This window comes from Prevotella sp. AM42-24, from assembly GCF_003461825.1.
In the GTDB taxonomy this organism is placed as follows: Bacteria; Bacteroidota; Bacteroidia; order Bacteroidales; family Bacteroidaceae; genus Prevotella; species Prevotella hominis.
This window is the reverse complement of the sequence record NZ_QTXV01000040.1, coordinates 17,234-29,336: the sequence shown is the minus strand read 5'-3', so window position 1 is coordinate 29,336 and position 12,103 is coordinate 17,234. Positions and strand designations below refer to the sequence as shown.

The window sequence follows — 12,103 nt, the reverse complement described above, 5'->3', positions numbered from 1 at the left end:
AGTTATTTTCTGGGAAAGAAGGAACTCTTCAAAGGACTCGCTATTGAAAAGTTGGAAAAGGACTGGACGGAATATCCTGTCCTGCATTTCAGCATGGCTGGCGGTAAACACATGGAGAAAGACCAGCTGGAAAGATATTTGGATTTCGAATTGAATAAACTGGAGAAACTTTTTGGTATTGATACTCCACGTCAGGATCCTAATACCCGTTTGGCAGATTTAATTATTAAAGCTTATCAGCAAACTGGCAAGCAGGTGGTTGTACTCATTGATGAGTATGATGCTCCCCTACTTGATGTTGTGCATGAAGATGCTCATTTGAAAGATTTGCGCAATGTCATGCGTAATTTCTATAGTCCTTTGAAAGACTGCGAACCTATGCTTCGCTTTGTTTTCCTCACTGGCATCACTAAATTTTCGCAGATGAGCATCTTCAGTGAACTCAATAATATCACCAATATCAGCATGGATCATGAGTACGCTGGAATCTGCGGTATTACCAAGGAGGAATTGGAGACTCAGATGTCAGCAGATGTTGATGCTTTGGCAGTTAAGATGAATCTAACCCGAATTCAGACTCTTGTTGCATTGCAAGAATTTTATGATGGTTATCACTTTGCTGCCCAGTCCCCCGACATCTTCAATCCATATAGTCTATTGAATGCTATGGCTAAAAGTAAGTTGGATTATTATTGGTTTACTTCAGGCACACCTACCTATCTGATAGAAATGCTTAAGAAATTTCAGGTAATGCCTTCTGATATAGGACGTTGTGAGGCTGACAAATCAGACTTTGACGCACCGACCGAAATGATGGTGTCCATCATGCCTTTACTGTATCAAAGTGGTTATATAACTATAAAAGGATACGACCCTGAAACTGAGCTTTTTACGCTTGACATCCCGAACAAGGAGATTCGTGTAGGACTATATCGCAGTCTCTTACCTAATTATATAGGTATGACTACGCCTAAGGGAGCAACCACCATCGCAAAGATGTCGGCTCTTATTCGCCGTAATGATATGAATGGGGCTTTGCAGATGCTTCAAGCTTTTCTTGCCACGGTTCCGTATTGCAACAATGCGGATTCAGAGGGGCATTATCAGCAGATGATGTATGTGATATTCTCTATTCTTGATAATTACGTGGACGTAGAAGTTCGCACTCCGTCAGGAAGAGTGGATATGGTACTGAGAACTGCTACGCATCTCTATCTCTTTGAGTTGAAACTCAATAAGGATGCAGCTGCAGCGATGAAGCAGATTGACCTCAAGGAATATACTAAACGTTTTGCTCTATGTGGCTTGCCAATCGTAAAGGTAGGCATCAACTTTGATGTCGCTACACATAATATTACAGATTGGAAAATAGAAGACGTGATGTAAGCCTAAATATTCCGACAAAAACACCTGAGCAGCGAAATGATGCTCAGGTGTTTTTTATATTTGATTTTTTTAAATCACAGCTGCTCCATATACTGCGCACACATTTCGGCACAGCGCTCTCCATCCACGCCTGCGGAAAGTCACTATTGGTTTCTACCTGTAAGAGTTATTTCCAGGGAAAGAAGGAACTCTTCAAAGGACCTGCTATTGAAAAGTTGGAAAAGGACTGGACGGAATATCCTGTCCTGCATTTCAGCATGGCTGGTGGTAAACACATGAATTCAATTTTGCCTATTCTCTACCAAAGTGGTTGTATAACCATTAAGGATTATGACCCTGAAACTAAGCTATTTACGCTTGATATTCCTAACAAAGAGGCTCAGAAAGCGTTGACGTGGTAAGAATAACATAAAATCGGCACATTTCCCCAAAAAATACGGGAAATGCGCCGATTTTTTATATTGCTTTCCAATCAATCAATCCTTTTCCTAACTCATCCAGTTCTATGGCAAGGGCTATTACTTTGCGCTTGTCAGCCTGGAATGGTTCGGCATATTGCTTGGCTTTTATCTGCTCTGCGGCAGCATCAACACCGCCATTATTGCTCAATTTCAGTTCTAATACATAGACAATATTGATAGTCTCTACCACCATATCAATTCTGCCTGTAGCAATCATCTTCTCTACTTCCACCCGACAACCGATGGCATTGAAGATGGTGCTCAGAATCAGGCGGTATCGCTCCTCCATGTCCATACTTGCCAGTTTCTTGTTGCTGTAAGGTACATCCGAAATGAGAGCTTTCAGACATTTCATGGCTTCGGGAAGATTGCCAAGTTTCAGCGAATACAACAACATATTTTGAGTAGATATGACTTGGGCTTCAGTTTTCAACGTCAAGACAGGTAACACTATCTTATAAAGAGCCCTGCGAACTTCATTGTTTGGAATGCCTAACAAATAAATTCCCTCCATGTATCCCTTGATTGTGAGGTAGCCAGACTGATAGAGGAATAATTCTGCTCCTCCACCTGTCACATCCGAGGTCTCTAAAGTATCGCTGTCTATCGGACAATTTTCAAAATCTTTCATCCTTATTTCCATATCATCCACAAACTTTGGAAGCAGCGAGGTTGCACCTGATGAAGCCCAATAGTTCTTCAATCTAAAATCAGAAAGGGCATTGATGAGACTGAATGGATTGAATACATCCACCATATTCTCATAACTGAAATGATAACCATCATAATAAGCCGTCAATTGTGCTACGGCTTCATCGAAAGTCCAGTCGTTCTTGGCTGCCAATTTACTGATTTCAGGCTTGAAATCACGGAGAGCTTCTTCCTTCGTAATACCGCAGATGGCAGCATATTCTGGATCAAAACTGATATTGCTCAGGTTATTGAGCACAGAAAAAAGGGAAATCTGTGTAAACTTGGTGATACCTGTGATAAAGACAAACTTCTCGTATTTATCATCTGCCTTGAGTATGGCAAACACTTCTCTATAGACATTTGTGCACGCCTCATGCTCAGGGGGTTTCCAGGAATGCTGCAATGGAGAATCGTATTCATCAATAAGAATCGCCACCTGCTGTCCAGTCTGCTTGCAGGCTGTTTGGATGATGGCATCAAAACGGTCGGCAAGCTGGGCTGTAGGTTTAGGAGTAATACCATACTCCTCCTCCAGTCTATCAAAAGTAAGATCTAAATAAGATCGTAATGTTTTCGGTTCAGCGCCAGCACGACTCATATCAAGTCTGATGACAGGACGTTTCACCCATTCCGTCTCTAAATCCATGATTTTCAAGCCCTCAAAGAGTTCTTTCTTTCCTAAGAAATAAGCTTCGATCGTATCAACAAGCACAGACTTACCAAAACGGCGTGGGCGGCTCAGGTAATTATATTTTTTCCCTCTATTGGCAAGTTGCCAGATGATATCTGTCTTGTCAACATAAAGATACCCTTCCCTTCTGATTTCCTCAAAGGACTGGATACCTACAGGCAATCTTCTATCGTTTGTCTCTACCATAATTATCAACTTTTATTTGATTATTTTAAATCACAGCTGCTCCATATACTGCGCACACATTTCGGCACAGCGCTCTCCATCCACGCCTGCGGAAACGATGCCACCAGCATAGCCGGCTCCCTCACCACAAGGGAAGAGACCCTGGATGCGGACATGCTGCAAGGTTTCACGGTCGCGAACGATGCGGACCGGGGAAGAGGTGCGAGTCTCCGTCGCTATCAGTATCGCCTCATTGGTCAGGAAACCATGCGCATTCTTGCCGAATGTCTTGAATCCTTCCTGCAGACGCTTGCTCACAAATGACGGCATCCAGAAATGAAGCGGACTGGATACCAGACCCGGCGCATAACTGCTCTTAGGCAGGTCGTAACTCAAACGGTTGTTCACGAAGTCGGCCATGCGCTGAGATGGCGCCGTCTGCTTCATGTTGCCCTGCTGCCAGCACTGTTTCTCCAAGATCTCCTGGAAATACATCATTTGAAGGGAAGAGTGAGAAGTGAAGAGTGAAGAATCCTCCTGTCTGCGAAGTTCGATTTCCTCCAACACTGCCTGATGATCCTTCACAAATGGCGCTACATCTTCAGGATGCGTCTCCACCACCATGCCCGAATTGCTCCATGCCGTACCACGGTTGCTCGGACTCATACCGTTGACCACAAGCTGTTCTGGACCCGTAGCTGCAGGAATCACAAAACCGCCCGGACACATACAGAAACTATATACACCCCTGCCATCCACCTGGGTTACAAAACTGTATTCGGCTGCAGGCAGATACTTGCCACGACCGTTCTTGTTGTGATACTGTATCTGATCGATGATCTGAGAAGGATGCTCCAGACGAACACCCACCGCAATGCCCTTCGCCTCAATCTCTATCTTGGAAGAAGCGAGATAACGATACACATCACGGGCACTATGACCGGTAGCCAAGATCACAGGTCCACGGTAGTTTTCCTCCGCACCCGTCGGCAGGTTGACAGCCTCCACACCTATCACCTTGTCGCCCTCCAAGACCAGGCGGGTCATCTTGGTCTGGAAATGCACCTCACCACCACACTGGAGAATGGTATTGCGCATATTCTCGATGACACGCGGCAACTTATCGGTACCGATATGCGGATGGGCATCAGCTAAGATATTCGTATTGGCTCCATGCTGACAGAACACATTCAGTATCTTATCCACACTACCACGTTTCTTGCTGCGGGTATAAAGTTTGCCATCACTATAGGCACCTGCGCCACCCTCACCAAAACAGTAGTTGCTCTCGCCATCCACCTTCTGGGTCTTGGTGATATTACTGAGGTCTTTCTTGCGCTCACGCACATCCTTGCCACGCTCCAAAACCACCGGTCTGTAACCCAATTCGATGAGTTTGAGGGAAGCAAAGAGACCGCCAGGTCCCTCTCCCACCACGATGACACAAGGCTTACTGCTCACGTCGGGATATTCCGTATGGACATACTGGTCGTCCTGCGGAAACTCATTGATATAGGCACGCACCTTGAGATTGACAAAGATGGTGCGCTGGCGGGCATCGATGCTTCTCTTGAGCACCCTCACCTGGTTGAGTGTTCTCACATCCAACCCCTTTTCCTTGGCGAGATAGCGCTTGATGCCTTCCTCGCTCGCTGCCTGTTCTGGCAGAATTCTGATTTGATATTCCTCGATCATATTGTTAGGATTTTCCTTTTTTGATTACACCTCCATGGTAGCCATGACTTCCAATGTATCCAAATTGTACATGGTGAACTTGCCGCCCTCTAAGGTGGCGATGGTAGGAGGATTGCCGCCCTTAGGGAAGATGATGCTGCCCGTATTGCAGATGGCACGGTCGGAATGCGACAGTTCCCAGAGATGAGAATGACCGTAGATGATGGCATCATAAGGTCCCTTAGGCATATTCTCCTTATTATATATATGTCCGTGGGTCAGCAGGTATCGCTTGCCGTTATCCACGAGCAGGGCGTAGGTTTCCATGATAGGGAAATCGAGCAGCATCTGATCGACCTCGGCATCACAGTTGCCACGTACGGCGATAATTTGGTCTGCCAGACCATTGAGGCGCTCCACGATGCCCTTAGGGTCGATGCCCTCCGGAATGCGGTTGCGGGGACCATAGTTGATGATGTCACCCATGATGCACATCATATCACACTTCTGAGCCTCATAGAAGTCGAGTGCCCGTTCTAATGCTGGCAAGCAGCCATGTATATCCGAAAATAAGAGGTATTTCATAATTCTTCTTTCTTTTTGATTTCTATTATTTTGATGCGATTCTGTCACTGTTGATCCATTGTGACGGATAACGTGATGCAAAATTAGGAAAAAAATGACAAACTACCAAGATTTATAGTCAAGAAGTCTGTTAACAATACAAAAAACGAGGGTGTGTCATAAGCCATGACGCACCCTCATTTTATAAAGCATTTCCTCAAAGGAAATACATTTATAAGCTCTAACAAAGCGCTTTATTGAGGTCTAAGTTTTATTGAGGTCTAATGATGCGCTTTATTAAGGTCTAATGATGCGCATCGTTAGGTGTCAATGATGCGCATCGTTAGGTGTTAATGATGCGCATCGTTAAGTTGTAAAAAAGCGCTTCTTCATCCAGCTGTAATTTTCGAGAAATTAGGTGCATTATTTCCGTCTCTGTACTCACTTTTATTTTTCCCTGCCCACGGAAAAATTCTTGCGTGGGCAAGGAGAAAAAATACCCGAGCAGAGAAGGGAAATTATAAAAGTATTTGTAGGAAATAAAAAGGGTGCGTCATGGACTTATGACACACCCTCGAACGGCTTATTTTATTATCTTTATCCGAAGTTATCATACATGATGCTCTCAGGATCTACTCCCAGAGAATCCAGATAATCGGTTACGGTCTTGATCAACATTGGAGGTCCGCAGAGATAGTACTCGCAATCCTCTGGTGCCTCGTGATCCTTCAAGTAGGTATCACGGATGCAGTTAACAGCAAATCCCTCGTAGTACTTCACGCCCTGAGCATCTGCCACTGGGTCCTTGCGGTCGAGTGAAAGATGGAAGTGGAAGTTAGGGAATTCCTTCTCAAGCTCCCAGAAGTCCTCCAGGAAGAACGCCTCACCCAACGCACGAGCACCATAGAAGAAGTGCAACTCACGGTCGGTAGTATGCAATGTCTTGGTCATGTGCATAATCTGCGCACGCAATGGAGCCATACCGGCACCACCACCAATCCAGATCATCTCCTTGCCAGAAGTGAAGTTAGGATGGAAGTCACCGTAAGGACCACTCATCATTACCTTGTCGCCTGGCTTCAATGAGAAGATGTAAGAAGAAGCGATACCTGTTGGTACGTTCTGGAATCCTACCTGTGGACGTGGCAAGAATGGAGTTGTGGCGATACGAACGGTCAAGGTGATGATGTCACCCTCGTCTGGATAGTTCGCCATAGAGTAAGCACGAACAGTAGGCTCTGGATTGTGAGCCTTGAGAGAGAAGATGTTGAACTTCTTCCATGCTCCGATGTACTCCTCACCAATGAGATCCTTGTCGAAGTCCTTGTCGTAATCGATGCAGTCGTATGCAGGAATCTTGATCTGAGCGTAAGAACCCGGAACGAAGTCCATGTGCTCGCCTGGAGGCAGAGCCACCTTGAACTCCTTGATGAAGCTGGAAACGTTCTTGTTGGAGATTACCTCGCACTCCCACTCTTTCACGCCCATCACACTCTCAGGCACCTTGATCTTCAGGTCGCCCTTCACCTTGCACTGGCATCCTAAGCGCCAGTGGTCCTTGATCTGCTTACGGGTGAAGTGAGGCTTCTCGGAATCGAGAATCTCGCCGCCGCCTTCGAGCACCTGAACCTTACACTGGCCGCAACTTGCCTTACCGCCGCAGGCAGAAGGCAGGAAGATGCCGTTCTCATTCAGCGTAGTCATCAAACTGCTGCCCTGAGGCACGTTGATGGTCTTGTCGCCATTGATTTCGATATTTACATTTCCGCTTGGGCTGAGATACTTCTTAGCCACGAGCAGGATGATAACTAATAGGAGAATCACTACGAGGAAAACTCCGATACTAGCCAATATAAATGATGTATTACCCATATCTATAGTCCTCCTATTTTAGATTTTCAAGCCTGAGAAGCAAAGCATAGCCATTGCCATGAGGCCTACTGTGATAAATGTGATGCCGAGTCCCTGCAATGGCTTTGGCACGTCGCAATACTGCATCTTCTCGCGGATGGCACCCATCAAGACGATGGCGAGTGTCCAACCGAGACCGGAACCTACTGCATATACGATGCTATCCCATACTGAGGTGATAGCCTGAGTATTGGTAGGATCCATCAGGATGCGCTGCTGCATGAAGAGTGATGCACCCATGATGGCACAGTTTACGGCAATCAATGGCAGGAAGATACCCAAAGCTGCATAGAGCGATGGAGAGAACTTCTCTACAACCATCTCGACCAACTGCACGATACCGGCGATGACGGCGATGAAGAGGATGAAACTCAGATAAGTGAGATCCACACCTAAGATTCCGTCAGCGCTGAGCACCTTGGTCTGCAGGAGATAATCTACTGGTACGGTGATGAGCAACACGAAGGTTACTGCAAGACCCAATCCCAAAGAGGTCTTCACGTTCTTAGATACAGCCAAGTATGAACACATACCCAAGAAGTAGGCAAAGATCATGTTATCGACGAAAATCGAACGGAAAAACAAACTTATTGCGTGCTCCATCTTACTTCTCCTCCTTATAAATATAGGCACGATGTACCCAGATTACACATCCAACGAGAATCAGCGCCATCGCTGGCATCGTCATCATACCGTTGTTAACATATCCGAAATCGTAAGCTCCCTCTGGAATCAGCTGGAAACCGAGCAATGAGCCACGGCCTAAAAGCTCACGTACTGCACCCACAATCACGAGGATGAGGGCGTAACCCAAACCATTACCTACACCATCGAGGAATGAAGGCCAAGGCTTGTTCATCATGGCAAATGCCTCCAAACGACCCATCAGGATACAGTTGGTGATGATCAGACCTACATACACTGAGAGCTGCACGCTCACATCATAGGCGAAAGCCTTCAACACCTGGCTCACGATGGTAACCAAGGCAGCAACCACTACCAGCTGAACGATGATACGGATGCGCTGAGGGATGGTGTTGCGGATGATGGAAATAATCACATTAGAGAATGCCGTGATGATCGTAACGGCAAGTCCCATCACAATGGCTGGCTTCAACTGTGAAGTAACAGCCAAGGCACTACAGATACCAAGCACCTGGACGAGGACAGGGTTGTCACCGTTCAATGGCTTGATGAATGCCTCCTTATTTTGTTTACTAAATAATGCCATAATATCGCTTAATTATTTAATGAATTTAGCAAGACCTTCCTTGAGCATAGCATCCACACCATCGGATGTCAATGTAGCACCTGTCACGGCATCCACATTGTTTGGGTCGCCTGCTGGAGCGTCTTTCTCAACGCCGAGCGCGATGCCCTGTACGCCATCCTTGTGAATCTTCTTGCCCTGGAACTTCTGCTGCCACTTCAGGTTGTCCTTGATTTCAGCACCGAGTCCGGCTGTCTCGCCTTCGTGGTTGAAATATACGCCATAGATGGTATTGTTGTCGGCATCCACGGCGATGAAGCCTGAAATACCGCCCCAGAGACCCATACCCTTTACAGAATATACAGTCTTCTTCTGACCATCAATCTCGCACTCGTAATACTTCATGCCGTCCTTCTCCTTCTCAGCCTTTACCACCTCTTTATATTTGGCAGCCGCAGTTGCATTGTCGAGGTCGCGGAGGTTGAGTGAGTTCAGAATCTGCTTCTGAGTATCCAGTGCCACGTTAGCATCCTGTGTTGCCTTCAATGAAGAAGACACGAATGCGAGCAGGAATGCTACGATTACCACGATGATAACCGAATAGATAATAGTATAGCTATTTGAATTTGTCTTCATATCTACATTCCTCCTACATTATTTAATTGCACGTTTAGCACGGCGAGAGATGTTGCTCTGTACTACACAGTAGTCGATGAGTGGAGCAAACATATTGCCGAAGAAGATAGCGAGCATCATACCCTCTGGATAACCTGGGTTCATCACACGTACGATCACGGCGATGGCACCGATGAAGAATCCGTAGAAGTACTTACCCTTTTCTGTACGGGCAGAGGTTACAGGGTCGGTAGCCATGAATACGGCACCGAAGCAGAAACCACCGAGAACGATGTGCTCATACCAAGCGATAGGAGTCATGCCGAGCGCCTGGAAGATAAGCGCCATCACGATACCACCTGCGAATACAGAACCCATGGTCTTCCAAGATGCGATACCTGTCCAGAGAAGGATAATGGCACCGATGGCAATGGCGATGACAGATGTCTCACCAATACAGCCCGGGATGAAACCTGTGATGGCGTCGCAGAGATTAGCGGTAGGCGTAATGTTCTGAGCCAACTGTCCGAGCGGAGTAGCCGCTGTGAATCCGTCAGGCAAGGTGTTGCCGAGACCGAAGATGGCATCCTTGGCAATCCAAACCTTATCACCACTCATAGCCAATGGATATGAGAAGAAGAGGAACATACGGGCACCTACAGCCACATTGAAGATGTTCATACCTGTACCACCGAAGATTTCCTTGCAGAAGATAACTGCGAAGGCGCAAGCCAAGGCAAGCATCCAGAGCGGTGTAGTGATAGGAATGATCAATGGGATGATGATACCGCTGACGAGATAACCCTCCTGGATTTCCTCGTGCTTCCACTGAGCCCAGGCAAACTCGATGCCGAGACCCACGATGTAGCTAACCAGCAACTTAGGGAGGACAGCTAAGAATCCGAAGCCGAAGACCTCGATGAAGCTGGCAGTATCCAATGTACCGGCAGCCTTGAAATTCTGGTATCCCACATTATACATACCGAAGAGCAATGCAGGAATCAGGGCGATTACCACAAAGCTCATGATGCGCTTCGAGTCGATAGAGTCGTGAATATTAGCTCCGCTCTTCGCTGTCGTGTTAGGCACGTACAGGAAACTCTCGAAACCATCGAAGACACTCTCGAAGGCATGAAGCTTACCTCCCTCCTGGAAGTTAGGCTTTATCTTATTGAGATAATTTCTTAATGCACTCATTTTTTATTTATTCATTAAATTAAGCATTCTCCTTACGCAAGGTATTCAAACCGTCACGTACAATCTTCTGGAGTTCGAGCTTGGAACTATCTACAAACTCAGCTACAGCAAAGTCTTCTGGGCTCACCTCGTAGATACCGAGTTGCTCCTGCTTATCGATATCGCCTGTGATGATGGCCTTGATGAGATACTCACCATAGATGTCCATTGGCAATACTGAGTCGTACTCGCCGCTCATGATCATGTGGCGCTCACCACCCTTCACACGTGCATCCAGCGCATATTCCTTCTTCTTGCCGAAAAGCCATGAGAAATAGCTGCGGGATGTAGAGAACTGATCGGTGCGTGGAAGTATCCAGCCCAGCATCTCATCCTTGTCGTCACCCTCTGGAATAGCGGTGATCTCTGAGGTGTGTCCACCTACATAAGAGGCAAGTGATGCTTGAGTACCTGTCAGAGGATTGCCATTGATAACTCGCACGTGCTCAGTAGTTTTCAACTGGTCGGCTACAAAAGTACTCAAAGGGGTACCTACCAATACTTCAGCATAACCTGGAGTCTTGATTTCGCTACCGGCTACTGCTACCCTCTTGCTGAGATCCACCTTACCAGTAAGGAAGAGGCGACCGAAGAAGATAACGGCTGCAGGATCTACTGTCCATACCACCTCACCCTTGTTGACTGGGTCGATATGGTTGACCTGTACACCCACATTACCAGCAGGACAAGGACCGTCGAAGATATTCAATTCTACCCCCTTGCTTGCCATCAATGCTACATTTGGCTGGTTGACACCTGCACCGAGGTAAGTCTTGGCGATCTTGCTCAATGCGATAAGACCAGTCTTGAATGCCTGCTCGTTGCCGAGAAGTTCCACCTCAAAGTCGGCTGCCAACGGCATATCACGAAGTGTGGAAACGAAAATTGCCTTAGGCGTTGTGTCTGGAGTTGTTGACATAGCGTAAGGCAACTGGTTGATGTATCCGAAAAGTCCCGCCTCAAGCAAAGCCTGCTTGACAGCATCGCCATCCATCTCATCCACGATCTTCTTACCGAAATCCGTTGAGGTCTGCTCAGCATCGGCCTTTACCTTGATGCAGAGTACCTTGCGGCGGTCACCCCTCTCTATGGCGGTCACAACACCACTCACAGGTGAGGCAAACTTCACCTCTGGGCATGCCTTATTGACAAACAAGGCATCACCGGCATTGACATGGTCACCCTCGCGCACTACTACCTTAGGAGTAACACCTACAAAAGCCTCAGGAACGAGTGCATACTCGTCAGTCTCTGACACTTGCAGCGCAACATCCTTGGAAGCCTTCCCCTTCAGGTTAATGTCCAAGCCTTTACGTAACTTAATTACATTTGCCATAACTACATATTAAATATTTATATAAACTGATTTTCGTTCTTATTACTTTCGTTGAAAACTATTTCTTTCATCTCCTACAGTTCTCACGAATTATCTTTCATACTGCATCTTCGCCAGTGAAGATAAATCTGCGTAAATCTGCGTAATCTGTGGGACTTTTT

At 46.6% G+C, this 12,103-nt stretch carries 11 protein-coding genes; 2 read left to right on the top strand and 9 right to left on the bottom strand.

Annotation, left to right across the window (positions count from 1 at the left end; all coding sequences use genetic code 11):
- Positions 1-1,386 (top strand): AAA family ATPase (locus tag DW917_RS11580; protein WP_233524721.1); only part of this gene is annotated, 1,386 nt, incomplete at its 5' end.
- Positions 1,362-1,787, top strand: a complete 426-nt coding sequence (locus DW917_RS18170; RefSeq protein WP_370453534.1) for an AAA family ATPase — start codon at positions 1,362-1,364, stop codon at positions 1,785-1,787. The genes DW917_RS11580 and DW917_RS18170, both read left to right, overlap by 25 nt.
- 55 nt (positions 1,788-1,842) lie before the next feature.
- On the opposite strand, the gene DW917_RS11570 is transcribed toward DW917_RS18170, so the two are convergent.
- The 9 genes from DW917_RS11570 to DW917_RS11530 form a co-directional block, all read right to left on the bottom strand.
- A complete protein-coding gene (locus tag DW917_RS11570) occupies positions 1,843-3,417 on the bottom strand; it encodes an ATP-binding protein (RefSeq protein WP_118118871.1) in 1,575 nt (524 codons plus the stop codon).
- A 30-nt stretch (positions 3,418-3,447) separates the two neighbouring features.
- The gene (locus tag DW917_RS11565; protein WP_118118869.1) at positions 3,448-5,091 is read right to left on the bottom strand and encodes an NAD(P)/FAD-dependent oxidoreductase; all 1,644 of its coding nucleotides are present in this window, start codon (positions 5,089-5,091) and stop codon (positions 3,448-3,450) included.
- A 24-nt stretch (positions 5,092-5,115) separates the two neighbouring features.
- Positions 5,116-5,655 carry a phosphodiesterase gene (gene yfcE / locus DW917_RS11560; protein WP_118118867.1) on the bottom strand — a complete coding sequence of 180 codons (540 nt, stop codon included), beginning with the start codon at positions 5,653-5,655 and terminating at the stop codon, positions 5,116-5,118.
- A gap of 576 nt (positions 5,656-6,231) precedes the next feature.
- Positions 6,232-7,506 carry an NADH:ubiquinone reductase (Na(+)-transporting) subunit F gene (nqrF, locus tag DW917_RS11555; RefSeq protein ID WP_089542481.1) on the bottom strand — a complete coding sequence of 425 codons (1,275 nt, stop codon included), beginning with the start codon at positions 7,504-7,506 and terminating at the stop codon, positions 6,232-6,234.
- Positions 7,507-7,524: 18 nt separating this feature from the next.
- Positions 7,525-8,148, bottom strand: coding sequence for an NADH:ubiquinone reductase (Na(+)-transporting) subunit E (gene nqrE, locus DW917_RS11550; RefSeq protein WP_118118865.1), 624 nt, complete (start codon positions 8,146-8,148; stop codon positions 7,525-7,527).
- 1 nt (position 8,149) lies between these two features.
- Positions 8,150-8,776 (bottom strand): NADH:ubiquinone reductase (Na(+)-transporting) subunit D, encoded by a 627-nt coding sequence (locus DW917_RS11545; protein WP_118118863.1) that lies wholly within the window; start codon positions 8,774-8,776, stop codon positions 8,150-8,152.
- A gap of 12 nt (positions 8,777-8,788) precedes the next feature.
- Complete coding sequence (locus tag DW917_RS11540; protein ID WP_118118861.1) at positions 8,789-9,391, bottom strand: FMN-binding protein; 603 nt, start codon at positions 9,389-9,391, stop codon at positions 8,789-8,791.
- An 18-nt stretch (positions 9,392-9,409) separates the two neighbouring features.
- Complete coding sequence (locus tag DW917_RS11535) at positions 9,410-10,567, bottom strand: NADH:ubiquinone reductase (Na(+)-transporting) subunit B (RefSeq protein ID WP_118118859.1); 1,158 nt, start codon at positions 10,565-10,567, stop codon at positions 9,410-9,412.
- Between the two features lie 19 nt (positions 10,568-10,586).
- Positions 10,587-11,942, bottom strand: a complete 1,356-nt coding sequence (locus tag DW917_RS11530) for a Na(+)-translocating NADH-quinone reductase subunit A (protein ID WP_118118857.1) — start codon at positions 11,940-11,942, stop codon at positions 10,587-10,589.
- Between the last annotated feature and the right edge of the window lie 161 nt (positions 11,943-12,103).

Excerpts from the sequence above, each read along its gene's own strand:
- DW917_RS11570 (WP_118118871.1), bottom strand. The coding sequence starts at position 3,417 with ATGGTAGAGACAAACGATAGAAGATTGCCTGTAGGTATCCAGTCCTTT.
- DW917_RS11565 (WP_118118869.1), bottom strand. The coding sequence starts at position 5,091 with ATGATCGAGGAATATCAAATCAGAATTCTGCCAGAACAGGCAGCGAGC.
- yfcE (WP_118118867.1), bottom strand. The coding sequence starts at position 5,655 with ATGAAATACCTCTTATTTTCGGATATACATGGCTGCTTGCCAGCATTA.
- nqrF (WP_089542481.1), bottom strand. The coding sequence starts at position 7,506 with ATGGGTAATACATCATTTATATTGGCTAGTATCGGAGTTTTCCTCGTA.
- nqrE (WP_118118865.1), bottom strand. The coding sequence starts at position 8,148 with ATGGAGCACGCAATAAGTTTGTTTTTCCGTTCGATTTTCGTCGATAAC.
- DW917_RS11545 (WP_118118863.1), bottom strand. The coding sequence starts at position 8,776 with ATGGCATTATTTAGTAAACAAAATAAGGAGGCATTCATCAAGCCATTG.
- DW917_RS11540 (WP_118118861.1), bottom strand. The coding sequence starts at position 9,391 with ATGAAGACAAATTCAAATAGCTATACTATTATCTATTCGGTTATCATC.
- DW917_RS11535 (WP_118118859.1), bottom strand. The coding sequence starts at position 10,567 with ATGAGTGCATTAAGAAATTATCTCAATAAGATAAAGCCTAACTTCCAG.
- DW917_RS11530 (WP_118118857.1), bottom strand. The coding sequence starts at position 11,942 with ATGGCAAATGTAATTAAGTTACGTAAAGGCTTGGACATTAACCTGAAG.